22 protein-coding genes are annotated in these 25,489 nt (G+C 51.8%); 2 read left to right on the top strand and 20 right to left on the bottom strand.

All coding sequences use genetic code 11. From position 1 onward, the window contains the following. Positions 1-261 precede the first annotated feature (261 nt). The 13 genes from AC6I4B_RS14105 to yceD all read right to left on the bottom strand — a co-directional run bounded on the left by AC6I4B_RS14105 (position 262) and on the right by yceD (position 11,035). Entirely contained in the window at positions 262-1,056 is a 795-nt protein-coding gene (locus AC6I4B_RS14105) for a metal-dependent hydrolase (protein WP_497765953.1), read from the bottom strand. A gap of 10 nt (positions 1,057-1,066) precedes the next feature. After that, complete coding sequence (gene holB / locus AC6I4B_RS14110) at positions 1,067-2,071, bottom strand: DNA polymerase III subunit delta' (RefSeq protein ID WP_497765954.1); 1,005 nt, start codon at positions 2,069-2,071, stop codon at positions 1,067-1,069. Next, the gene (tmk, locus tag AC6I4B_RS14115; protein WP_497765956.1) at positions 2,068-2,709 is read right to left on the bottom strand and encodes a dTMP kinase; all 642 of its coding nucleotides are present in this window, start codon (positions 2,707-2,709) and stop codon (positions 2,068-2,070) included. Before tmk ends, holB begins: the two co-directional genes overlap by 4 nt. After that, complete coding sequence (gene yceG / locus AC6I4B_RS14120) at positions 2,699-3,721, bottom strand: cell division protein YceG (RefSeq protein ID WP_497772173.1); 1,023 nt, start codon at positions 3,719-3,721, stop codon at positions 2,699-2,701. Before yceG ends, tmk begins: the two co-directional genes overlap by 11 nt. 1 nt (position 3,722) lies before the next feature. After that, positions 3,723-4,532: an aminodeoxychorismate lyase gene (gene pabC / locus AC6I4B_RS14125; protein ID WP_497765957.1), complete on the bottom strand. Its 810-nt coding sequence runs from the start codon at positions 4,530-4,532 to the stop codon at positions 3,723-3,725. A 116-nt stretch (positions 4,533-4,648) separates the two neighbouring features. Further along, positions 4,649-5,890 carry a beta-ketoacyl-ACP synthase II gene (gene fabF, locus AC6I4B_RS14130; RefSeq protein WP_497765959.1) on the bottom strand — a complete coding sequence of 414 codons (1,242 nt, stop codon included), beginning with the start codon at positions 5,888-5,890 and terminating at the stop codon, positions 4,649-4,651. 89 nt (positions 5,891-5,979) lie between these two features. Continuing rightward, positions 5,980-6,216 carry an acyl carrier protein gene (gene acpP / locus AC6I4B_RS14135; protein ID WP_000103754.1) on the bottom strand — a complete coding sequence of 79 codons (237 nt, stop codon included), beginning with the start codon at positions 6,214-6,216 and terminating at the stop codon, positions 5,980-5,982. 209 nt (positions 6,217-6,425) lie between these two features. Beyond that, complete coding sequence (fabG, locus tag AC6I4B_RS14140) at positions 6,426-7,160, bottom strand: 3-oxoacyl-ACP reductase FabG (protein WP_497765961.1); 735 nt, start codon at positions 7,158-7,160, stop codon at positions 6,426-6,428. A 12-nt stretch (positions 7,161-7,172) separates the two neighbouring features. Then, complete coding sequence (gene fabD, locus AC6I4B_RS14145; protein WP_497765963.1) at positions 7,173-8,102, bottom strand: ACP S-malonyltransferase; 930 nt, start codon at positions 8,100-8,102, stop codon at positions 7,173-7,175. 16 nt (positions 8,103-8,118) lie between these two features. After that, positions 8,119-9,072, bottom strand: coding sequence for a beta-ketoacyl-ACP synthase III (locus tag AC6I4B_RS14150; RefSeq protein ID WP_497765964.1), 954 nt, complete (start codon positions 9,070-9,072; stop codon positions 8,119-8,121). A gap of 58 nt (positions 9,073-9,130) precedes the next feature. Further along, positions 9,131-10,189 carry a phosphate acyltransferase PlsX gene (gene plsX / locus AC6I4B_RS14155; protein WP_497765966.1) on the bottom strand — a complete coding sequence of 353 codons (1,059 nt, stop codon included), beginning with the start codon at positions 10,187-10,189 and terminating at the stop codon, positions 9,131-9,133. A 134-nt stretch (positions 10,190-10,323) separates the two neighbouring features. After that, entirely contained in the window at positions 10,324-10,497 is a 174-nt protein-coding gene (rpmF, locus tag AC6I4B_RS14160; protein ID WP_003036242.1) for a 50S ribosomal protein L32, read from the bottom strand. 16 nt (positions 10,498-10,513) lie between these two features. Continuing rightward, complete coding sequence (gene yceD / locus AC6I4B_RS14165; RefSeq protein WP_497765970.1) at positions 10,514-11,035, bottom strand: 23S rRNA accumulation protein YceD; 522 nt, start codon at positions 11,033-11,035, stop codon at positions 10,514-10,516. A gap of 142 nt (positions 11,036-11,177) precedes the next feature. Here yceD and AC6I4B_RS14170 point away from each other — a divergent pair, with 142 nt between their 5' ends. Then, positions 11,178-11,762, top strand: coding sequence for a Maf family protein (locus tag AC6I4B_RS14170; protein ID WP_497765971.1), 585 nt, complete (start codon positions 11,178-11,180; stop codon positions 11,760-11,762). Between the two features lie 39 nt (positions 11,763-11,801). Here the strand turns inward: AC6I4B_RS14170 and AC6I4B_RS14175 are convergent, their stop codons facing one another. The 7 genes from AC6I4B_RS14175 to rluC all read right to left on the bottom strand — a co-directional run bounded on the left by AC6I4B_RS14175 (position 11,802) and on the right by rluC (position 21,558). Continuing rightward, complete coding sequence (locus AC6I4B_RS14175; RefSeq protein ID WP_497765973.1) at positions 11,802-12,587, bottom strand: TSUP family transporter; 786 nt, start codon at positions 12,585-12,587, stop codon at positions 11,802-11,804. 112 nt (positions 12,588-12,699) lie between these two features. Next, a complete protein-coding gene (gene hpfG / locus AC6I4B_RS14180) occupies positions 12,700-15,180 on the bottom strand; it encodes a (2S)-3-sulfopropanediol dehydratase (protein ID WP_497765974.1) in 2,481 nt (826 codons plus the stop codon). Between the two features lie 37 nt (positions 15,181-15,217). Then, the gene (hpfH, locus tag AC6I4B_RS14185) at positions 15,218-16,174 is read right to left on the bottom strand and encodes a (2S)-3-sulfopropanediol dehydratase activating enzyme (protein ID WP_497765976.1); all 957 of its coding nucleotides are present in this window, start codon (positions 16,172-16,174) and stop codon (positions 15,218-15,220) included. Positions 16,175-16,343: 169 nt separating this feature from the next. Then, on the bottom strand, positions 16,344-17,447 hold the full coding sequence (locus AC6I4B_RS14190; protein ID WP_497765977.1) for a helix-turn-helix transcriptional regulator: 1,104 nt from the start codon (positions 17,445-17,447) through the stop codon (positions 16,344-16,346). Between the two features lie 174 nt (positions 17,448-17,621). Next, positions 17,622-18,770, bottom strand: a complete 1,149-nt coding sequence (locus AC6I4B_RS14195; RefSeq protein WP_497765979.1) for an iron-containing alcohol dehydrogenase — start codon at positions 18,768-18,770, stop codon at positions 17,622-17,624. Positions 18,771-18,804: 34 nt separating this feature from the next. After that, complete coding sequence (locus AC6I4B_RS14200; protein WP_497765980.1) at positions 18,805-20,235, bottom strand: SLC13 family permease; 1,431 nt, start codon at positions 20,233-20,235, stop codon at positions 18,805-18,807. A 363-nt stretch (positions 20,236-20,598) separates the two neighbouring features. After that, positions 20,599-21,558 (bottom strand): 23S rRNA pseudouridine(955/2504/2580) synthase RluC, encoded by a 960-nt coding sequence (gene rluC, locus AC6I4B_RS14205; RefSeq protein ID WP_497765982.1) that lies wholly within the window; start codon positions 21,556-21,558, stop codon positions 20,599-20,601. A gap of 675 nt (positions 21,559-22,233) precedes the next feature. On the opposite strand from rluC, the gene rne reads away from it, so the two are divergent. Then, complete coding sequence (gene rne, locus AC6I4B_RS14210; RefSeq protein WP_497765983.1) at positions 22,234-25,416, top strand: ribonuclease E; 3,183 nt, start codon at positions 22,234-22,236, stop codon at positions 25,414-25,416. Positions 25,417-25,489: the final 73 nt, after the last annotated feature.

The raw sequence follows: 25,489 nt of genomic DNA on the forward strand, positions 1-25,489 counted from the left end.
GTTTTCACGCATCGGTGAGAGGGGAGAGACTCACCAGGGTCAGGGCATCTAAGTGCCCTTTATTTATTACACAGAGTAAAATAATTACTCATGATTTTGTTTGACGGCTATCACGTTTCAATGAGCATCGGCTGAAAAACTTAATCTTATTTACACTAAAAGTGTCTAATTGTTTCAAGATTAACATTCACCGCCACTTTTGAGGCGGTGAACTGTACTCGCTTTAACCATTAATTACGAGTATTAAAATAACCTCTGAAATCATGCGGATTGCAGGCGGGCCGAGTCGATATGGAAGAGTTTTGAGAAGTTGTCAGTGGTCTGTTGTGCCAGCTGTTCAATGCTAACGCCCTTCAGAACCGCCATGTATTCAGCCACGTCACGCGTCATCGCCGGTTGGTTCTCTTTGCCGCGATGTGGTACTGGCGCAAGATACGGTGAATCGGTCTCAACCAGCAATCTGTCCAGCGGCACGTAACGCGCGGCTTCACGCAGTTGTTCTGCGTTGCGGAACGTCACAATACCGGAAAACGAGATATAAAAGCCCATATCCAACAGCTTACCCGCCGTCTCTGTATCTTCAGTGAAACAGTGTAGTACACCACCACAATCCGTCACTTTTTCTTCTTGCAGAATCGCCAACGTGTCAGCGCGGGCATCACGAGTGTGCACAATCACCGGCTTGTTCAGCTCTCGACCAATCTGGATATGCTGGCGGAATGACAATTGCTGCTGTGCTTTCGTTTCCGGAGTGTAGAAATAATCCAGCCCGGTTTCACCCATTGCCACAACGCCCTCTTCCGCCGCCATCCGACGCAGGTCTTCCACGTCATAGGCTTCGTCCTGGTTCAGCGGGTGAACGCCGCAAGAGAACACCACATTTGGGCGCTCCCCCACCAGCGCGCGCATTTGCTGGTAACCGGGCAGCGTGGTCGCCACCGCAAGACAAAAACGGACGTCGCGCGCGGCGGCTTTCGCCAGTACGTCATCAACATCTTTATGCAGGGATTGGTAATCAAGGCCATCAAGATGGCAGTGCGAGTCGACTAAAAACATGATGTCTCTCTTAGAGGTGGGATACTGGCAGTACCGCACCAGGTTGCAAATACTGTTCCCAGCGCAGCAGGCGCTCGGTGAGGATTAATTCGCGATTCAGCCCCGTCACGCTTAACAGTTGTTCACGGCACACGCAGGCATCCTCAGTGATAACCTGTAAACGCGAGGCCGAAAGCGTATGGGCCAACTGATTCACCAGCACGGCCTGGTCTGCGTTAGTTAAACGGGTAATACGTTGCTGCTGTTTTAACGCATCCAGCAACAGTGATGAGAACCAGTGCAGACGTTGCACCACGGTATCATGGTTCAGCGTAGGCAAAAGCGCCAGCCAGTCACCGCTGTGCAGAGTGCTGCTCAGCGCCTGACACACTTTATCGCGCGCAGCCCATGTTTCAGGCAGCAACAGTTCCAGCGCGGCAGCAGGTGCGTGATCGCTCAGACGAAGCGCGGTCAGCAAGGTGTCGCGCGGGGCGTTGTTTTCCCGCTCCAGCCACGCCAGCGCGTATTGTTCGCTCGGTGGCGCCAGATGGAAGAAACGGCAACGGCTACGCAAGGTTGCCAGCAGGCGCTCGGGTTCCTGACACGCCAGGAAGAACCACGTATTCTTCGGCGGTTCTTCCAGCGTTTTTAGCAATGCGTTGGCGGCAGCCTCTGTGAGCAGCGTCGCGTCGGCAATCCACACCACTTTCGCTCCACCCAGCCGGGAATGCTCATAAAGTTTTTCGCCGACGTCACGCACGGCATCAATACCCAGGGTATTTTTGCCTTTTTCCGGCTGCAAAGCGTAGTAGTCTGGATGTGTTCCGGCTTGCATCAGTTGACAGCTATGGCACTGACCGCAGCTTTTATGACCGTCCGGTTTTTGGCACATCAAAAAGCGGGTGATAGCGTAGGCTAAAGAGTCGGCCCCCATCCCGCTGCGCGCCTGAATAAGCAGCGCGTGGTGACCACGTCCGGCCTGGTAGCTTGCGACAAGCTGTTCAAACGGCGGGCGCAACCACGGATACCATTTCATGCCTGTTGCTCCGCAACCCACGCGGTGACCGTTTCGCGAATATCGCTCATCACCTTCTCCAGCGGTTGGGTAGCATCGATAGTGCGAATCGTATCGTCGGCGGCCGCCAGCTCAAGGTAGCGCGCACGGGTACGGTTAAAGAAATTCAGCGACTCTTGTTCGATACGGTCAAGGTCGCCACGTGCACGAGCGCGTTTGAGGCCGACTTCCGGCGTCACGTCGAGATACAGCGTCAGATTCGGGCGAAAATCCCCCAGCACCGCATCGCGTAGCGTTGCCAGCAATGTGCGGTCAATACCGCGTCCACCGCCCTGGTACGCTTGCGTCGAGAGGTCATGACGGTCGCCAATCACCCACTGCCCTTGCGCCAGTGCCGGTTTAATCACTGTATCCACCAGTTGTACGCGCGCCGCGTAAAACATCAGCACTTCGGCTTTATCAGTAATCACTTCATCGCCGACGGATTTAATATCCAGCACCAGGCTGCGCAGTTTTTCTGCCAGCACCGTGCCGCCCGGTTCACGGGTAAACAGCAGGTCGTTCACACCCAACTCGCGCAGCGTTTCAACAACAACATCCCGCGCGGTGGTTTTACCCGCCCCTTCCAGTCCTTCAATGACGATGTAATTACTGCGCATTTTTTTCCTTTAGCACTTTCAGGTAATCCTGCACTGACCGGTTATGGCCCGTGAGATTAGTATTAAACGTATGCCCGCCTTTGCCATCCGCAACAAAATAGAGGTACGGCGTTTTCGCCGGATGTGCGGCAGCATTCAAGGATGCTTCGCCAGGACTCGCAATCGCGCCTGGCGGCAGGCCAGCAATCGTGTAGGTATTATACGCGGTTGGCGTCTCAAGATCTTTACGTGAGAGCTTTCCATCGTAGCCCTCGCCCATCCCATAAATCACCGTCGGGTCAGTTTGCAGGCGCATCCCGATACGCAGGCGGTTGATAAACACCGACGCTACGCGATCGCGTTCTTCGGCGACCGCCGTCTCTTTTTCGATAATTGACGCCATCGTGACCAGCTGATTTTTGTCGCTGTACGGCAGGTTTTCCATCCGCCCTTCCCAGACTTTATCAACCTGGTTGACCATTTTTTGGTGCGCGCGCTTGAGAATCGCCACATCGCTGGTATTGGCGGTGTACATCCAGGTATCGGGCCAGAACCAGCCTTCCACCCATTGCGGGTTATCCAGATTCAGCGCGCTGGCAACCGTCTCGTAGCTATCATCGCTCAAGGTGTGTTTGATGTACGGTGCTTCGCGTAGCTGTTTGAGGTAATCGCTAAGGCGCATCCCTTCCACAAAACGCAGCGGGAACTGCGCTTCTTTGCCGCTCGCCAGCAGTTCTAACATCTCGCGAACCGTCATTTGTGGCGTCAGGCGATAAGTACCGGCTTTAAAGTGGGACAACTCAGGCTCAAGGCGCAACAGCCACTGGAAGACTCGCGGACGGTTGATCACTTTCTCCGCATACAGTTGCTCGCCCAGTACAAGGCGGCCAGTACCGGGTTTTAGCGTAAAGATCGTTTCGTCTTTAATCAGGAGTGCGCTGTTTGCCAGTTGTCGAACCTTCCACATGCCGACACCTGCGGCAATGCCCATGACAACCAACAGTAACAGAACCAAGCGTAACATTTTCTTCATGCTAATCAGACGACTCACAAAGTGGGGCTAAAAATTGGTAAAGTTCGCGCGCGGGCCATTGTTGCTCCGCATAACGCTGAACGGGAATGACCGGCATCAGGGCGTTACAGATAATCACTTCGTCCGCATCCGCCAGCGCCGTTAACGGTGCATTAACTTCGACAACGCGATACGCCGACTGTGCCAGTTGCGCCATAATAAATTGTCGCATAATGCCATTCACACCGGCCTGATCAAGGCGCGGGGTAAACACATCCTGCCCACAGCGCCAGAACAAATTAGCCGCACAGCATTCCGTAACCCACCCTTCGCTGTCAAGAACCAGCGCCTCATCGGCGTTTGTCTGCTCAAGATGAGAGCGAATCAGCACTTGTTCAAGGCGATTAAGGTGTTTAAGGCCTGCAAGCCACGGGTTACGCCCCAATGGTACAGGGCTAAGCGCCAGCGTGATGCCTTCGGCCTTCCAGCGAGCGTAATGTGCGGGGGCGTCCGATGTTGAAAGGATACGCGTTGGCGTTTCGCAGGCGCTACCGCTATACCCTCGCCCGCCCGCGCCACGGCTGATAATGACCTTAAGCACACCGGTTTGTTGCCGCTGCGCCAATAAAGACATTTCATCGTTTAACGATTGCCACGAGGTAAACGGGATCATCAGACGCTGGCAAGCTAACTGTAGCCGCGCAATATGGGCGGTTTGCCGTTGCACAAGACCGTCGATAACCCGCGCAGTGGTAAAACAGCCATCGCCAAACTGCGTCGCCCGATCGTTCACGGCGAGAGTGTTCTGCTCAATACCATTAATTAAGAACATAACGGCTCCTTATTGATGGTCGAGTAGTTTCGCAGGATGATAAGCATTGAACAAGCAGAGAACGCTGAATAGAAAAAGGCCCGAAAAACGGGCCTTTTTTCAATACGCTAGCGGTCTCAGACCTTTTTGAAGATCAGCGATCCGTTAGTGCCGCCGAAGCCGAAGGAGTTACACAGGGTGTATTCCATACCGCTTACCTGGCGCGCTTCATGCGGAACGAAGTCCAGATCACAACCTTCATCTGGGTTATCCAGGTTGATGGTTGGTGGCACAGCCTGGTCGCGCAGTGCAAGGATGGAGTAGATAGACTCTACAGCACCCGCAGCACCCAGCAAGTGGCCGGTCATGGACTTGGTCGAGCTGACCATTACGCTGCGTGCGGCATCGCCAAACACAGACTTAACCGCCTGAGTTTCTGCTTTGTCGCCCGCTGGCGTAGAAGTACCGTGGGCGTTGACGTAGCCAATCTGCCCTGCTTCGATGCCCGCATCGCGAATGGCATTAACCATCGCCAGCGCAGCACCTGCGCCGTTTTCCGGCGGTGAAGTCATGTGGTACGCATCGCTGCTCATACCAAAGCCAACGACTTCAGCATAAATCTTAGCGCCACGTTTTTTCGCGTGTTCGTACTCTTCCAGTACGACCATGCCAGCACCGTCACCCAGTACAAAGCCATCGCGTTCTTTATCCCACGGACGGCTCGCCGCCTGCGGGTTATCGTTGCGCGTAGACAGCGCACGCGCTGCACCAAAGCCACCAACGCCCAGCGGGGTACTGGCTTTTTCTGCGCCACCGGCAACCATCGCATCGGCATCGCCATAAGCGATGATACGCGCTGCATGACCGATGTTATGCACACCAGAAGTACATGCTGTCGCGATAGAGATGCTTGGCCCACGCAGACCGAACATGATAGTCAGATGACCTGCCACCATGTTAACAATCGTTGACGGAACGAAGAATGGGCTGATCTTACGCGGACCGCCGTTCACCAAAGAGGTGTGGTTTTCTTCGATCAATCCGAGACCGCCGATACCGGAGCCAATAGCAGCACCGATGCGAGACGCGTTCTCTTCTGTCACTTCAAGGCCAGAATCCTGCATGGCCTGAACGCCAGCGACAATTCCATATTGAATGAAGGCATCCATCTTGCGCTGTTCTTTGCGCGAGATAATGTCATCACAGTTAAAATCCTTTACTAAGCCAGCAAATTTGGTTGCATAGGCGCTAGTATCGAAATGGTCGATCAGGCTGATGCCACTCTGACCGGCAAGGAGAGCTTTCCAGGTAGACTCTACGGTATTGCCGACAGGAGACAACATGCCCAGTCCGGTCACAACTACACGACGCTTAGACACGTTTGTCCTCCAGGGAGGGATTAAATAGATACTTGTGGGACAAAAAAGATAAAACTCAGGCGGTCGAATGACCGCCTGGAGATGTTCACTTACGCCTGGTGACCGTTGATGTAATCAATGGCAGCCTGAACAGTGGTGATTTTCTCAGCTTCTTCGTCCGGAATCTCAGTATCAAACTCTTCTTCCAGAGCCATTACCAGCTCAACGGTGTCAAGAGAATCTGCGCCCAGGTCTTCAACGAAGGAAGCATTGTTGGTCACTTCTTCCTGCTTAACGCCCAGCTGTTCGCCGATGATTTTCTTAACGCGTTCTTCGATAGTGCTCATACTCTTAAATTTCCTATCAAAACTCGCTTTCGCGATGGTTTTCGTAGTGTATAAAATGTTGAAAAATTTGCAACTAAATCCCGGCAGGTCGTACCACGATTTTACGCTATTTTGCGGCTGATCGCCCTAATAACGCAAATCATTTTGCACTAATTATTGCTCAGACATCCATAGATGCCCGTTGTCTGAGCACATTGTGCAAAACACGGTCAGACCATATACATCCCGCCGTTGACATGCAGAGTTTCACCAGTGATGTAACTCGCTTCGTCAGAAGCTAAGAATGCAACCGCACTGGCGATTTCCTGAGCGCCACCGAGGCGACCCGCAGGAACTGATGCCAGAATACCCGCACGCTGATCGTCAGATAGCGCACGCGTCATGTCCGTTTCAATAAAGCCCGGAGCAACAACGTTCACAGTAATCCCGCGAGACGCAACTTCACGTGCCAACGACTTACTGAAGCCGATCAGACCGGCTTTCGCCGCAGCGTAGTTAGCCTGACCCGCATTTCCCATGGTACCAACCACAGAACCGACAGTGATAATACGCCCATGACGCTTTTTCATCATAGCGCGCATTACCGCTTTTGACAGACGGAAAACAGATGAAAGGTTGGTTTCGATGATATCGTTCCACTCGTCATCTTTCATGCGCATTAACAGATTATCGCGAGTAATCCCGGCATTATTGACCAGAATGTCCACTTCGCCAAATTCCGCACGAATATTTTCCAGCGCAGATTCAATAGATGCTGGGTCGGTCACATTCAACATCAGACCTTTACCGTTTGCACCCAGATAGTCGCTGATAGCCTGCGCGCCGTTCTCGCTGGTCGCAGTACCAATAACTTTTGCGCCGCGAGCGACGAGAGTTTCAGCGATTGCGCGGCCAATACCGCGGCTTGCACCTGTAACCAGTGCAATTTTACCTTCAAAGCTCATGCTTTTCCCTTTTTATTGCGCAAGTGCCGCTGACAGCGCTACTGGCTCGTTAATCGCCGATGCTGTCAGGGTATCTACAATACGTTTCGTCAGACCGGTAAGAACTTTACCTGGGCCGACTTCATACAGGTGCTCTACGCCCTGGGATGCCATAAACTCAACGGTTTTGGTCCACTGAACTGGGCTGTAAAGCTGGCGAACCAGCGCATCGCGAATCGCGTCTGCGGAGGTTTCGCACTTCACGTCAACGTTGTTCACAACCGGAACAGTCGGCGCGTTAAACGTAATTTTTTGCAGCTCAACGGCTAGTTTTTCCGCCGCAGGCTTCATCAGCGCACAGTGGGATGGCACGCTCACCGGCAGTGGCAGCGCACGTTTTGCACCCGCCGCTTTACACGCTGCGCCCGCACGTTCTACCGCTTCTTTGTGACCCGCGATAACCACCTGGCCAGGCGAGTTGAAGTTAACCGGAGAAACAACCTGCCCTTGAGCAGATTCTTCACAGGCTTTCGCGATAGCTGCATCGTCAAGACCGATGATAGCAGACATGCCGCCAGTGCCTTCCGGCACCGCTTCTTGCATGAATTTGCCGCGCAGTTCAACCAGACGTACAGCATCAGCGAAAGCAATAACGCCCGCGCACACCAGCGCAGAGTATTCGCCCAGGCTGTGACCCGCCATCAGCGCCGGCGTTTTTCCGCCCTGCTGCTGCCACAGACGGTACAGCGCAACGGAAGCCGTCAGCAGCGCTGGCTGTGTCTGCCAGGTTTTATTCAGTTCTTCAGCAGGCCCTTGCTGAGTCAGCGTCCAAAGGTCATAGCCCAGTGCCGCAGAAGCCTCTTTAAAAGTTTCTTCAATAACCGGATAGGTTGCTGCCAGTTCAGACAACATTCCTACCGCTTGTGAACCCTGACCCGGGAACACAAAAGCGAATTGCGTCATTTTTTTATCCTTATACTTAGAAACGAACCAGCGCAGAACCCCAGGTGAAACCACCACCGAAGGCCTCCAGCAGAACCAGCTGACCGCGTTTGATACGGCCATCGCGTACGGCTTCGTCAAAAGCGCACGGTACGGAAGCCGCCGAAGTGTTGCCATGACGGTCGAGAGTGACCACGACATTGTCCATCGACATGCCCAGTTTCTTCGCCGTTGCGCTGATAATACGGAAGTTCGCCTGGTGCGGCACCAGCCAGTCTAATTCAGAGCGGTCGAGATTGTTGGCTGCCAGCGTTTCATCAACGATATGCGCCAGTTCAGTCACCGCCACTTTAAAGACTTCGTTGCCCGCCATCGTCAGGTAAATCGAGTTCTCTGGATTTACGCGATCGGCGTTTGGCAGCGTCAGCAGTTTGCCGTAGCTACCGTCAGCATGCAGGTGCGTGGAGATGATACCTGGCTCTTCAGATGCGCCAAGCACCACTGCGCCCGCGCCGTCACCAAAAATAATGATCGTGCCGCGATCGCTTGGATCACAGGTGCGCGCCAGCGTATCTGCGCCCACCACCAGCGCATATTTCACTGCGCCAGATTTCACATATTGATCGGCAACACTGAGCGCATAGGTAAAGCCCGCACACGCGGCGGCAATATCAAATGCCGGAGCGCCTTTCACACCCAGCATATCCTGAATCTGACAAGCTGCACTTGGGAATGCGTGGGTCGCAGACGTGGTAGCAACCACAATCAGACCCAGCTCGCTAGCCTCAATGCCCGCCATTTCCAGCGCGCGCTTGGCCGCTTCGTAACCCAGCGTAGACACGTTTTCATCAGGGCCAGCAATACGACGTTCACGGATACCTGTACGGGTGACAATCCACTCGTCAGAAGTATCAACCATTTTTTCCAGATCGGCGTTAGTCCGCACTTGCTCAGGCAGATAGCTGCCGGTACCAATAATCTTCGTATACATGTACGCTCAGTCACTTTTCGCTAATATAGCCGCTCAATTCAACCACCGCGAAGCTGGTTTACTGTTTGCCGGCTTCCCGCATGTCGAATCCGGCGGGGTATACGGATTCCAGGCGAGCGGCAATTCGCTGAGGAACTTGTCGCTGCACCGCCTGCACTGCCTGTTCTATCGCGATCGCAAAGGCTCGCTGATTGGCCGCACCATGACTCTTAATCACCGTGCCGCGCAATCCTAACAGACAGGCACCATTATACTGGTCGGGGTTGAGGTGACTGAATCGCCTTGTCAGACTTTTTTGTAACCAGCGCTTTAATAAAATCAGCCACCACGACCGTTTTTTACCCTCGCTCTGAGATTTCAGCAGCGAAAGAAAGACTCTAACCACCCCTTCCATCGTCTTTAAGGTGACGTTACCTGTAAAACCGTCACAAACCATCACGTCGGTTTTGCCCGTCAACAATTCGTTGGCTTCAAGATAGCCGATATAGTTGATAGACGGGATCGTTTTTAGCACTAAAGAGGCATCACGGATACTGTCGTGCCCTTTAATTTCTTCTTCACCGATGTTGAGCAAAGCAACGCGGGGGCGGGCAATACCCAGCACCTCTTCCGCCATTACTGACCCCATCACGGCGAATTGCACCAGCATTGTACTGTCGCAATCAACGTTAGCGCCTAAGTCCAGCACCACCGTTTTGCCCTTTTGCTGATGCGGTAACACCGTCACCAACGCTGGGCGCTCAATCCCCTGAATCGGTTTGAGCAGTAATTTCGCAAGCCCCATCAGTGCTCCGGTATTTCCGGCACTGACGCACGCTTCGGCCCGCCCTTCTTTCACCATTTCTAACGCCACCCGCATTGAACTACCGCGACTGTGGCGGATAGCATGAGATGGCCGTTCATCACTGGCAATAACCGACTGGGCAGGGATAATCTGCAAACGTGAACGTTGTTCAAAGTCAGCTCTGGCGAGTAATGGCGTAATGTCGTCGGGGTTGCCGACCAGAAGAAGTGAGAGTTGCGGATTAGAATTCAGTGCCTGCAAAGCTGCAGGCACTGTCACGAGAGGGCCAAAATCGCCCCCCATGACATCTAACGCCAGGGTTAGACGTGTCAAGGTATCGTCGCCGCTCGGTTTGGTGTTTCCCCAGTTGCCTGGGGAAAATCCTCACTAAGCTTCATCACGCTTGAACTCTTGGTCTTTCGCATTACAGGAAACCCGTAACGCGAAATTCTTTGAGTATCGCGTGATTACTTAGCGATTACCTTACGGCCACGGTAGAAACCGTCGGCAGTGATGTGGTGACGCAGGTGTTGTTCACCAGAAGTTTTGTCTACAGACAGGCTGGTGACTGCGGTCAGAGCGTCATGGGAACGACGCATGCCACGTTTGGAACGGGTTGGTTTATTCTGTTGTACGGCCATGGACCTTACTCCTCAATTACTTACGCTTTAAGCTGGCTAATACGGCAAATGGATTTGGCTTCTGTGCCTCTTCAGGCAATTCACCAAAGACCATGTCCGCCTCGGACACTTCACAGTGTTCAGAATCATGCACCGGAACTACAGGCAAGGAGAGGATGATTTCATCTTCAACCATCGCCAGCAGATCGATTTCACCGAATTCGTTAACCTCAATCGGCTCATACGCTTCCGGGAGTGCTTCAACCTGATCATCATTTTTGACCGGGCTAAAACAATACGTTGTGTGGACGTGATGAACAAACGGTTTCCCGCAACGCTGACATTCTAACGATACCGTGACCTTCACATCGCCGTTTATCACCGCGAGGCGTTGGTTATCGATAGCGAAGGATATTTCGCATTCTACATCGCTGTCCACACTGACTACAGATGCGGCGACGCGCTCCGCCTGATCGGGGGTATAGATACCCTGGTAATCAAGGCGTTTTTGAGCCGTACGAACCGGATCGAGAGTCAGGGGTAATTTTACCTTTTGCATAGGGCGCGCATATTAACTTTGTAACGTCATAGAGTCAAAGAAAAAGGCAGCCTCAGGTTGCCTTTTGCCAATTATTCGCACACATTGCGGCCTATAGTTTAAAATGTCGGAATCTAATTCGCTACCGTCTATTTAAAAAATTATGTCTGAATTGATTCTTGCCTCCACCTCCCCTTATCGCAAACTGCTGTTAGAGAAGCTCGGAGTACCGTTTGAATGCGCCGCTCCAGAGGTTGATGAACGCCCTCATGCTGGCGAAACAGCGCGCAACCTGGTGCTACGCCTGGCGCAAGCGAAAGCTCAGGCACTGGCGGAACGTTATCCGAATCATCTGATTATCGGTTCTGATCAAGTGTGTGTGCTGGATGGTGAAATAACCGGCAAACCGCACACCGAAGAAAATGCGCGCCAGCAATTAAAAAAGGCCAGCGGCAATATCGTGACCTTTTTTACCGGTCTGGCACTGTATAATTCTGTTAATGGACAGTTACAAACAGAATGCGAACCATTCGATGTTCATTTCCGTCATCTTAGTGAACAAGAAATAAACCATTATATTCGTAAAGAAAGCCCGCTAAATTGCGCCGGTAGTTTTAAAAGCGAAGGTTTGGGCATTGCGCTGTTCGACCGCCTTGAAGGGCGCGACCCAAACTCGCTGATCGGGTTGCCGCTGATAGCCTTGTGCCAAATGCTGTGCCGCGAGAACGTCAACCCGCTGTTAAATTAGGCTTTTCCCCTCATCCTGCTAAGGAGTGAGGGGATAAACTCAGGCTATCGCCATCAGGCTGGTGATCAGCATATTACCGCCGACAAACAGCAGCACCAGGTAGACCAGCCGCAGGAATGTCTCTCTTTTGATGCGCTGTAAGAAGGCCATGCCGAGGAAAAAGCCAATGGCCGCCATCGGGAAGCCGATGGTTAACGCACTGCCCAGATGAGCGGTAAACGCGCCGTTACGATACTGATTGAACGCGTTCCAGGTGTTAAAGACGACCCAGACCATATTCATGGTGTTACGGAACTTCTCTTTTTCCTTCACGGCCTCAATGGTATAGACCGTAATCAGCGGCCCGCCGATAGTGAATGCGCCATGAACGATCCCACCTAAAATCAGGCAGCCATAGCGGAAACTTTTCCGCGCCAGCGTGTCCGGTGCATTAGCCACTTCCACCTTTTTAAAAATCATCGGGTTGACGATGTGCTTGTAGATATTCATGACTGCAATAATTGTCACCATTGCGCCAATGCAGATTTTCGCCACGTTAGGGCTGATGGTATAAAACAGATAGTTACCGACTAAGATCCCCGGCACGCAAAGCACCACGATTTTTCCCAGGTCGCGCCAGGAGATATCACGCCAGGTTTTTAGCGCCAGGAAGTAGAGAAACGGCAGCGTAATCACTGTGCCGTATGGAACCCCGACCGACGTGCCCAGCAGGCCGTTAGTCACCGATGCGGCAATCACCGTACAGCCAAATCCCGTACATCCCTGCACAAAAAAGCCGACGATTTGCATCAAGCCGACAAGAACAAAATCAAGATTAAAATTCATTATATCCGCCCTGGATATCTATTGAGGATGAACCTGGTTGCCATAGCCCGAGCGCAAGCCCGGGCATACGAAAGCGAACGCAATGCGCCCGCTTTGTGAGCAAAAAAGGTTCTTAGAAGTGAAGTTCGGTACGCTGAATCAAATCTTTTTGCAGCGGCTTGCCCAGTTCAACGAAATAGGCGCTATACCCCGCCACACGCACCAGCATGTCCTTGTAGTCTTCCGGCTTTTTCTGCGCCGCGCGCATCGTCGCCGAGCTCATGATATTGAACTGGACGTGCATGGCCTGTTTCGCGATGTACTCGTCAATAAAGCTGACCAGGTTGTCTCGCCCTTCAACCCCCGCAACGGCTTCCTGCGGAAAGCGCAGGTTCATCAGCGTGCCATTGGTCGCCAGGCTATGGTCAACTTTAGTCACCGAGTTAACCAGCGCCGTTGGCCCACAGATATCGTGAGAGCCGCCGTCGGTGTGCACCGGCCCCATATTGTCGGAGATAGGTTCGAATTTTTTACGTCCATCAACGGAGGCATTCGTATTCAGCCCCATGCCGACGTTGGCGTTAACGGAATACACACCAGGGCTAAACTCGCCACCACGCGGCGTTTTTCTGCCGCTGATGTGTCGGCAGTAGCATTCGAACATGAATTTGAAAAGATCATCGGCATAGTCGATATCATTGCCGTAATGATGCACTTTCGAACTGTTGACCAGCGCGTACAGCTTTTCATGGCCGACCCAGTTATCTTTCACCGCCTGCAACAATTGCGCGCCGGTATAGAGTTGCTCATCGAACACCAGTTGTTTAATGGTGGCAAGACTATCGGCACAGGTCGCCATCCCCGCCGCCTGCGGGGCAATACCGTTGTATTTCGCCCCGCCCTCGGTGAGATCTTTGCCCGAGGCCATACAGTCTTCATAAAAGGCGGAAACATAAGGCACGGGCTTCAGCGCACGATGGGCGTTGTCGATGATATTCAGGCTACTGCACATCTGATCCGTCCAGTATTCAAACTGTTTATCAACGCTCGCCAGCACATCCTCAAAACTTTGGTAGGTATCAAGGCTGCCGGTATCCGGCCCCAGTTGTTCTCCGGTGCTCAGGCTACGTCCGCCGTTGAGCACCATCTCCATCATTTTCGGCGTATTGACATACGCGGCGTCATGCCAGCCATACTCTTTACCGGCCAGATCAAGCTCCACGCAGCCGACAACGCAGTAATCACGCGCCTCTTCCAGCGTCATGCCTTTACGCATCATGCCTTTGATCGACGGAGCATCGTTGAAAATCTTCGGATGCCCATAGCCTGCGCGAATACACTCTACGGTCTTAATTTTTAACTCATAAGGCGTATTTTCATGCATACGCACGCAAACCCACGGGTTCATCATGCGCGTGTGCGCAGACCCTTCCAGCATCAGCATGGTCAGATCGTTAGTCGCATCGTTACCGTTACGATCGACACCGCCTAGGGTTAAGCTTTCCCCGCCAAAACCGCGACCATTGCGCACCGCGACGGTTCCTTTATCTTTCAGCTTGGTTGGGTTATTCATCTTGACGTACTGAACTTCAATCAGCTCAAGCGCAAACTCTTTGCTGATGGTGTTGTTCTTCATGTCGGCCTCGTACCAGGGGTACAGCCATTGGTCCATGCGGCCATAGGAGATAGAGTGGCCGTTGCTCTCAATCTGAATCAAGCTGGTTGCGAAGTTAAAAAGCTGTAGTGCCTGCCAGAAAGTCTGCGGCGCACCGCCGGCAATTTGCTGGCAGTTGAGCGCCATCGTTTCCAGCTCTTGTTTGCGCTGTGGGTTGCACTCTTTTTCCGCATATTCGTGCGCCAGCGAGGCGTAACGCAGAATATATTTTTTAGCGGCCTCCAGCTCAATAATCATCGCTTGATAGAAGTCACGCTTATCGCCATATTCCGTATCGCGCAGACTTAATTTCTTAAGCCCCGCCTGGGCGTTGGCAATCAGGCCGTTATAGCCCAGCTTCATCAGGCAGGCGTAATCGATCGCCAAATGCCCGGCGCCAGCATAGTGGTAAAGGTTGGTCTGGAAGATTTTTTCCCCCACTTCCGAGCCTTTGGTTTGATCTTTTTCGAGGCGACTATTAATAAGGTCATCGACGGTTTTACCTTCCCAGTAACGGCAAAGCTCGACAATTTCCTGCCGCTCTTCTTCATTACGAATATAGAACTGATCGTTCGCCCGCTCTTCAAACGGTGAGTGCAGAATTTCGTCAATGATCCAGTTCACTGAAAATTCCGGATAGATAGGCGATGCTTTTGCCGGTGCGGCAATTTCGCCGAGGATCAGATCTTCATCGTAAATATACAGCGTGGTGTTGAGCAGAATGTTTTCGAAAGCATAGGCGCATTTTAACTTACGCGGTGCGTTCTCATGCTTTTTATACGCTTCGGTAACCAGTCGCAGGCGCTCAACGTCAATATCATAAGGCCGGTCAAGGAAGGACTGACGTAGACGGTTGACACGTGGAAACGGCGACCAGTCTTCATGATGCACCTGATAGCCCAGACTGTAAGTTTTATCGAAATCTTGCGTCCCGTTTGCGGCGGTATGGTGTACTTTCATTAAATTTTTCCCATATAAGATTTAAATTAAATGCTGGTTATTTTTCTTTTGTCCCCACCACGCAATGGATGCCGCGCTGGTTAAAATATTCGGCTAAGTTCTGGACTTTTTTCTGGAAGGCTCGACGGTTTATCTTCACGTTGTGCATTTTGTAAGGCAGGCCTAATGATTGATATTTTTCTTCCCCAAGACGCATAAAGCTGAGCAACTGTAAGGTGCGAATACGCCCCTGCATTTCATTGAGGATAAAATCGGCGCTTGCCACCGCGTTTGCCATATCGTCATTCACATCAGGAATGACCGGAATTCGTAAGATAATTTCACGTTGCTGCGCGGCGATTTTTCTCAGATTGGCAAGAATTTTATTATTTGACGCGCGGGTGTATTTTTTATGGATAGCGGGATCCATATGTTTAATGTCGGAAATAATAATGTCGGTATAAGGTAAAACCGGACTGACTTTTTTCCAGTCCACAAACAAAGAGGATTCAAGACAAGTTTGGATGCCTTCCTGCTTACACGCTTTAAAGAGTTCGGCGACAAACTCCGACTGCAATAGCGGTTCGCCACCAGATACCGTGACCCCACCGCCTGAGCGCTCATAATAGCCTTTGTCTTTACGGATTTCGGCCATACACTCATCGACAGACATGGCCCTGCCCCATAATTTTATCGCTTCTGAAGGGCAGACATCCTGGCAGGCCAGACAGTGACTACACTGACTGCGATTAAGAGACGTGAGTTTTCCACGGGTGAAGTTTAATACGTTATTTTCTGGGCAGACTTCAATACAGGCAGCGCATTTCTTCGCAGAAATACATTTCGTTTTATACACCCCTAGCTGCACGTAAGGCTGCAAACTTTCAGGATTACTACACCATTCACAGCGTAATGGGCAGCCTTTTAAAAACAACTCAGTACGCAACCCTGGGCCATCATGGATAGTGAAGCGCTGGATATTAAAAATAACACCCTGGAGTGGCGACTGATTCATACCGGCTTTCCCGAAACGTTCATATAAATAATGCCATGCCTGTGATTTATTATTCACATGCGGTGACGGTTGCTTTTAATACCCCTATAAATACAGGGTATCGCAAAATGAACGTTTTAAAAAAGCGGCTACTCTTACTATTTTAATAGGGAGAACTCCCTATTTTTCTCTATTTATCATCGAACCATTTATAAAGTTGGAACCGACTATTGACACCGCACTTAATGTATATATTTTGAATATGTTTTTTGACCGTGTGATAGCTTATCACCAACTCATCAGCAATCGCCTGGTAAGTGAGGCCGTTGTACATCAGAGCAGCGACTTTTTGCTCGGCCTGGGTCAACGGTAGTTTAGCGGCAGCATTATCATCGGGTTTACCATCATCTTTTTGCGAAATGGTGATCCAGTGATAGATATCAATAATGCCATTAGAGTAACTTTGGTCGTATGTATATATTTTGAATATATAATTTTTAATGACTCGCGTCTGTACTCGGCTGGTCGTCAAACCTTCCCCTTCGTTGCCCAACAAAAAAGGCAGCCAGTTGCAAGGTTTACTGCTGCTAATCTGTTCGGCAATCGATGCCCCGAGAATATCTTTCAGATATTCTTGAGCTAATTCATTAGAGCTCATAATATGCATGAAATCATCAGTGACCAGATACGCCTTTTCCCCTGATAAAATGATTTCATTTTGGATGTTAGAGATAATACGAATCTGCTCGTGTTTCTTAAAGTTTTTATACGAATTGGCAACATATACGTATATTTTATTCAGCGTCGCAATCTCATCATCAGTAAAATCCCCTTGTGCCTGACTTTTAAAAAAGGCAACCTGAATATAAGCATTGATCCCGAATGCCATGGTAACACTATAGTGACTTTGGAAATTTTCCTCCAGAAAGCGTAAATAACCAGAATGCTCATAGTCGATAGTTCCAATCACCGAGGTCGATTTATACAGGCGAGGCGTCACGTTAAAATAAGTCAGATGATCGACAACCGCCTCCTGGTGAATCACATGACGGACGACATCATTCGCCACGAATTTCCGATACGGATGCTCGGCGCTATCTGGCATAATGCCATTCCAGTTTACCCATGAAAGAAATTTCCCATGGGTATCAAAATAAGAGATAAGTATTTTTTTAAAGCCGAAATTTCGCTCAATCGAATCAATTAATACGCTACTAAAAAACTCCCGCGCAGAAATTTGCCGCTCTGACATTTCAGAAAAAAAAGTCATCTGATCTGCACTCTGGTAACTCATGACCATTCCCTTATTAAATATATGGCATTCATTCCAGATTAATCAAAAGCAAAGTTTCTGTACAACCGTTTTTTGAAACAAAAGCTGAACATTATGCCTGGATCACAATGACTCAGCTTTTTGTATTATGTATTTCAAAATCAAACAAAAGAAATGTTAAATGAGAAAAAATACTTACAACGCTTTATGATAAAGTTCAATAATATCATTTAACGTTGACTGTCTTGGGTTTACAAGTACGTTACCACTTTTCATCGCATCTTTTGCCATCTCATTAATCCTTTCCGCTTTTACGCCGACGGCAGATAATGAATCAGGAATACCACACTCTTTATTTAATTGACGAACTTCGGCAACCAGCATCTGCGGTTTGAATCCAGAGACGTTTTCATCGCCCTGACAAATATAATTATAGATGGTCTGATAACGCCCCTGATCGGCCAGCGCGTTATACTCCAGCACTGTCGGCAGCAAAATAGCATTCGCCACCCCATGAGGAACATGGAAAAAGGCGCTAACCGGATGGCTCATGGCATGAACATTGCCCAAACGCGCCCAGGCAAAAGCGATCCCGGCGAACGTGCTGCCCAGCAGCATATCGCAGGCCGCAGATTCATCTTTACGATTAGCAATAAATCGGCGCAGGCTGCCGCCGATAAGCTGCATTGCCTTCTCCGCCATCGCATCGGTAAAGGGCGATGCCTTAGTAGAAAGATAGGCTTCTATGGCATGAATTAAGGCATCAATACCACAGGCGGCAGCAATCGATGCCGGTGCTGTCATGATTAATTCGGGATCCAGCAAAGCATATTTAGGCAGGATCTCGTAGCTGATCACCGACAGTTTGTAATTGCGTGATTCATCGGTGATCACCGATGAAGCCGTCACTTCGCTCCCTGTACCCGCCGTCGTCGGGATCGCAATAATCGGCACAATAGGGCCAGGGACATTATTGCTGCCTTCATAATCGGTAATACTGCCGCCATAATTCGCCAGCACCCCAACGGCTTTGGCGACATCCATTGAGCTGCCGCCCCCCAGCGCCACAATACTGCTGGCGCCGCACTGCTGATAGGCCGCCGTCGCGCTATTGACTATCTCAACGGTAGGGTTCGGCAACACATCCAGCCATGAGGTATAGCGAATCCCCGCCTGCGCGATAATCTCTTCAATTTTTTTCACCACGCCCAGGCTTTCCAGCCCTCGGTCAGAAATCAAAAAAACGTGGTCGGAATGATTCTCTGCCAGAATCGTCGGCAATTTTTTTAAACTGCCGATGCCGAACTCAATATTTTGCGGAATTTTAAAGTTAAAGCTGTCCATCACATCCCCTTGCCTCAAGTCATCATTAAACATGTCATCCCACAAAATCCGTGAGAGAGCTAAACGCTGGCCACCATCTCATGCAGGCATAGCCCACAATGACCACCATCACGATATGCACAATCGCCATCACCAGGCCGCCCTTGAGCATTTTCCTGGCGTCAAGGCCGTAGGCCACCGGAATCGCCCGCACGCTAATGGGCAACATAAACTCGGCGTTGAACGCCATCACGGTGATAAGCCAGTACGGAATCGGGTTAAGCCCAAGCTTGCTGGTGAAGCCCAGCACAATAGGTAGCACCACCGCCGCCGAGGCCGTGGAGTTAGTGGTTTCAGAAAGCAGACGAGCCAGAATGGTGAATACCACAATGGTCAGCAGACCGCCGTCCAGCGACATTCCGGTAATCAGGCTGGCGATCCCCGCGCTCGCGCCGGAGTCATTGACCATTTTGCCTAACGCCAGGCCGCCGCCAAAAAGAATCAGCATCCCCCACATCGTCTCTTTTTCCGCGCGATCCCATGTCAGCAGCGGCCCGTTATTAGCGCTAGTGAGCACAAAACAGATAACCCCGAGGATCAAATAGAGATACGCCGGAGAGAGTGCCGGGAACATCGCCGCATAAAGCGGGCGCGTAAAGGCGCCGATCAGACCAACAAAAAACAGGACGACACAGATTTTTTCATCCCGCGTCATCATGCCAAGCTCGCGGTACTGCTGCTCAAACCATTCGCGCGTCCCATCCAGCCGGGTGACCTTCATCGGCATCAGCAGCATACAGCCCAGACTGACCAGCGAGATCAGCACAAAGAACGGCGTCAGATGAATAAGCCAATCAACGTACATAAACTCATGGCCAATTTTGCTCTCCAGAATCGAGATCGCCGCCAGATTCATCGCGCCACCGAGCGGGCTGCCGACGCCACCAATACCAACGCCCCAACCGATAGCCAGTAGAATAGGCACGGCGGGTTTACAGGAGGGAATATCCTTATAGCCGGATGCGGCAAGCATTGAGACGGCGATGGGGACAAACAATGCGCAAACCATCACGTTGGGGAATATCGTTGAAGTTGCGGCACTGGCTAAAAACCAGACCGTCACCTGCGAGCGCATCGATGGGCCAATCAGAGAAAGCACTTTTAACGCCACCCGACGGTCAAGACCCACGCTCGCCCAGGGTAAGCACAACAGCCCCGACCCCAGAATAAGAATGATGCTATCCGAGAAGTACTGCATCGTAATGCCGTTCATCGGGACAATATTAAAGAGCGCATTGATAACAATCGGTAACAGGCTGGTCACGGCGACATGAACCGGGCGGGTCACCCACCAAAAAATCATCCACAGTAAGAGGCCAATCGCCTGGGATCCAGGTGCAGTCAGGCTCTGTGAAAGCAGTAGCGCAGAGGCCGCAAAAATTGCAGGGCCTGTAAGAATGACAACGTAACGCCGTGAGTTATTCATCACCTAATCTCTGTTCATCCACTCACAGCCAAAACGATTCAGCAGCTCAGGTAAAAAAAATGCTCTATGAGCAATGTTTATTCCTTGATATTGCTTGCTTTAGCTCCTGTGGCCTCTACCTGTCATTGCCGTTTGGCATATTGCCAATACGTAAAAACAACAAATAAAACCTTATATTTCAGAACCATAACAAAACAGCATAATGGATGACAGCAGGCGTTCTTACTATTTCTCATAGGGAATATTCCCTATTTGATGAAAACTATGCGCGAGGTCACCTTAGCGTGTCGAAGGCAGCCAGCAAAAAGCCGGGGGAGAGGAAAATAGTCGGGAAGACGGCGGATAGACAATCCGCCGGAAGTCTTATTTTGTGTTACGTAACACCTGTAGACAGCGCTTCAATGCGTTGTCCATCGGCGCTTCAATACGCATCACTTCACCCGTACCCGGGTGAGTAAATTTCAACGCCGCCGCATGCAGGAACAGACGTTTAAGCCCCGTGCCCGCTTCGGTAAGCTGCTGATCAAACTCGCGGTCGCCGTAGCGATCATCGAACGCGATCGGATGGCCTGCGTGAAGCGTATGCACACGAATCTGGTGAGTACGCCCTGTCACTGGGCTACACCGCACCAGCGTGGCATGAGTGTAACGCTCCTCAACCTTAAAGCGGGTTTCCGACGGTTTCCCTTCCTGATTCACACGGACAATACGCTCGCCGCTTTGCAGAATATTTTTCAGTAGCGGAGCCTGTACCACTTTAACGTGCGACTGCCACTGCCCGCGCACCAGCGCCAAATAATCCTTCTGCATTCCTTTCTCACGCAGTTGTTCGTGCAGCGAACGCAGCGCCGAGCGCTTCTTCGCCACCAACAGTACGCCAGAAGTATCACGGTCAAGACGGTGTACCAACTCAAGGAAACGCGCTTCCGGGCGTAACGCACGAAGCCCTTCAATCACGCCAAAACTTAAACCGCTACCGCCATGCACGGCAGTACCGGACGGTTTGTTGAGCACCAGAATATGGTCATCTTCGTACAGGATGACATCGGCCAGTGCCGCAACCTTTTGCAGATGCGGCGACACCGCTTCTTCTTCGCGTTCGGCTACGCGCACCGGTGGGATGCGCACTTCATCACCGGCTTCAAGTTTGTATTCCGGTTTAATGCGTTTTTTATTTACCCGCACTTCGCCTTTACGCAGGATGCGGTAAATCATGCTCTTTGGCACCCCTTTCAGATGGGTGCGCAAAAAGTTGTCAATTCGTTGCCCGGCTTCGTCAGCGCTAATGGCAACCATTTTTACGGTCGGAGTCTCAGTTTTCATGGTGCGCGATTCTAAATATCCCCGCTCAATAGCGCCACTCATTTTTCTATGCTTATATTTATCATCACCCGTTTTCTCCGGTGACTTCCTCCTGCCAGTTGTTTGTTATTAGAACAATCTAAACGGACAGGTGAAAAAACTGTGAGTAGCAGGATGATAAAAGGTGAAAGTCAACTTGCTATAACTAGGTTAGCAAGGAATAATGAAGCTGTTTTCCGTGTTAAACCTGGAATAACAAGGATATGACGGAATGACCAATTTTGTCTGTCCGATCATCCACGCAGCAATGGCGTAAGACGTATTGATCGCTCAGACAGTTAGCGGGCTGCGAGTTGCAGTCCTTACCGGTACATATACTGTATGAATTTTAGATGGCAGACAGAAAGCGCTACGGGGAACATCCGTGCTTACGCAAGTAAAACGCTAAGACCTCTACCCTCTAAACGATGACGAGTATAAATGGAATCTTCTCTGGAGAGTTATCCCAGGCTGTTCCCCTAATAATTGCGCTGTGTTTCCGTTTGAAACGCAGGCTACCGACACTCTGCGCCTCTTAAGCGAGCGACAACCGTGAGGTTGGCGACGTGAATAGTCACGAGGCCATCGGTTTACCCCGGAAAGGCAATACTCTGCTCGCAGCTTAGTCGTCAATGTAAGAATAATGAGTAAGTTACGATGAAAAGAATGTTAATCAACGCAACTCAGCAGGAAGAGTTGCGTGTCGCTCTCGTTGATGGGCAGCGTCTGTACGATCTGGATATTGAAAGCCCAGGGCACGAACAGAAAAAAGCGAACATCTACAAAGGCAAAATTACCCGTATTGAACCGAGCCTCGAAGCCGCATTTGTTGATTACGGTGCCGAACGCCACGGTTTCCTCCCCCTTAAAGAAATTGCTCGCGAATATTTCCCAGCCAATTACAGCTCACACGGTCGTCCAAACATCAAAGATGTGCTGCGTGAAGGCCAGGAAGTCATCGTTCAGATTGATAAAGAAGAACGCGGCAACAAAGGCGCTGCGCTAACCACCTTTATCAGCCTGGCGGGCAGTTACCTGGTGCTGATGCCGAACAACCCTCGTGCTGGCGGTATTTCCCGTCGAATCGAAGGTGACGACCGCACCGAACTGAAAGAAGCGCTGGCAAGCCTTGAACTGCCAGACGGCATGGGCTTAATCGTACGTACCGCCGGCGTGGGTAAATCCGCCGAAGCGCTGCAATGGGATTTAAGCTTCCGTCTGAAGCACTGGGAAGCCATTCAGAAAGCCGCTGAAAGCCGCCCTGCGCCATTCCTGATTCACCAGGAAAGCAACGTTATCGTTCGCGCCTTCCGCGACTATCTGCGCCAGGACATCGGCGAAATCCTGATCGACAACCCGAAAGTGATGGAGATGGCGCGTCAGCATATCTCTGCACTCGGTCGCCCGGATTTCAGCAGCAAAATCAAACTGTACACCGGTGAAATTCCGCTGTTCAGCCACTATCAGATTGAATCGCAGATTGAATCCGCCTTCCAGCGTGAAGTCCGTCTGCCGTCCGGTGGCTCTATCGTTATCGATAGCACCGAAGCACTGACCGCTATCGACATCAACTCCGCGCGTGCAACTCGCGGCGGCGACATCGAAGAAACTGCGTTCAACACCAACCTTGAAGCGGCCGATGAAATCGCCCGTCAGTTGCGTCTGCGTGACCTCGGCGGCCTGATTGTTATCGACTTCATCGATATGACACCAGTGCGCCACCAGCGCGCGGTTGAAAACCGCCTGCGTGAAGCGGTGCGTCAGGATCGTGCACGTATCCAGATCAGCCACATTTCTCGCTTTGGTCTGCTGGAAATGTCGCGTCAGCGCCTCAGCCCATCGCTGGGTGAATCTAGCCATCACGTTTGCCCGCGTTGCTCCGGAACCGGCACTGTGCGTGACAACGAATCGCTGTCGCTCTCTATTCTGCGTCTGATTGAAGAAGAAGCGCTGAAAGAGAACACCAAAGAAGTTCATGCGATTGTCCCTGTGCCGATTGCCTCTTACCTGCTGAACGAAAAACGTGCGGCAGTAAGCGCTATCGAGTCTCGTCAGGGTGACGTTCGCTGCATCATCGTGCCAAACGATCAGATGCAAACGCCGCACTACCACGTATTGCGTGTACGCAAAGGCGAAGAAACCACCACGCTGAGCTATCTGCTGCCTAAGCTGCACGAAGAAGAAATGGCGCTGCCAGCCGATGAAGAACCGGCTGAACGTAAACAGCCTGAGCAACCAGCGCTGGCGACTTTCGTCATGCCAGAAGAACCACCGGCTCCAGCCGCTGAAAAACCGGTTGCTGCCGCGCCACAGGTGAAAGCGAAGGTTGCCGCTGCACCAGCCGCGCCTGGCCTGCTTTCTCGTTTCTTTGCTGCGCTGAAAAACCTGTTTGTTGGTAGCCCGGAAAAACCGGTTGAAACTCAGCCAGAGAAACAAGAAGCGAAGCCTGAGCGTCAGCAAGAGCGTCGCAAGCCGCGTCAGAACAACCGCCGCGATCGTAATGACCGCAGCGAACGTCGTAATGACCGCAACGAAGGTGCTGAAGGCCGCGAGCCGCGTGAGAATCGTGAAGGTCGCGAGGACAACCGCCGCAACCGTCGTGAGAAACCGCAGCCGTCTTCCGAGGTGCGTGAAAACCGCCAGCTGAACGCCGTTGATGACAGCGAAAAAGCGAAATCTCGTGAAGAACAGCAGCAATCTCGCCGCGAACGCAACCGCCGCCGCAATGACGAAAAACGTCAGGCACCGCAGGAAGCGAAACCGCAGAACCGCGAAGAACAGCCGGTAGCTCAGGATGCCGTGCAGGAAGAACGCGTACAGACTATGCCGCGCCGCAAACCGCGCCAGTTGGCACAGAAAATCCGCATCGAAACTGCCGAGCAAACTGCCGCTCGCGAATTCATCGCTGATGAACCGCAGCCGGAAGCACCGCGCACTGCACTGGCAAAAGTTGACCTGCCAGCCGTTGTTGAAGCACCGGTTGACGCCGAGCACGATGACAACACCGAAGCCCGTGATAACAACGGTATGCCGCGTCGCTCCCGTCGTTCACCACGCCACCTGCGTGTGAGCGGTCAGCGCCGTCGTCGTTACCGCGATGAGCGTTATCCAGCACAATCTCCGATGCCACTGACCGTCGCTTGCGCGTCGCCAGAACTGGCTTCCGGTAAAGTGTGGATTCGCTACCCAATTGCACAGGTTCAGGAACAGGCCGTCGTTGAAGCACCGGTTGCAGAAGAAGTCATTAGCCAACCGGCTATCACCGAAGCGGTTGAACAAACCGTTGCACCAGTCGCTACCGCAGCGCCAGCCGCTGTTGAAGCACCAGCAATCGTTGAAGCCCCAGCGGAACAACCAGCCGAAACCGTAGCTCCTGAAGCTGCCGTTGAAGCCGCTCAGGTGGTTGAAGAAACAGCGCCAGTGCAGGAAGAAACCCCTGCCCCTGCCGTTGAAGAACCGGCTGCTGTCGTAGAAGAAACGGTTCCGCCGGTTGTTGAAACCGCTACGGTCGTTGAAGAGGTGAAAGCTGAACTGGTTGTCGCACCGACAGTGGTTGAAGCGCCAGTTGTGGCAGAGCCAGTCGTTGCTCCAGCGCCAGTGGTTGAAGCTCCGGTGGTTGAAGCCCCAGTGAAAGCTGAGCCTGTTGCCACGCCAGCCGCCGTCAGCCATGCAACCGCACCGATGACTCGCGCACCCGCGCCAGCCTACGAGCCGGAAGCACCGCGTCACAGCGACTGGGTACGCCCGGCCTTCGACTTCGACGGTAAAGGTTCTGCTGGCGGTCACAGTGCTACGCACACCGCCACGGCTGGACCAACTCGCCCGCAGTCGGTTGAATAAACCGCTCCGCGCAAGCTAAAAAATCGGCCCTGAGTGGCCGATTTTTTTTATCCTTTTTTCAGCTGCGGCATCA

The organism is Kluyvera fluvialis, from assembly GCF_059725275.1.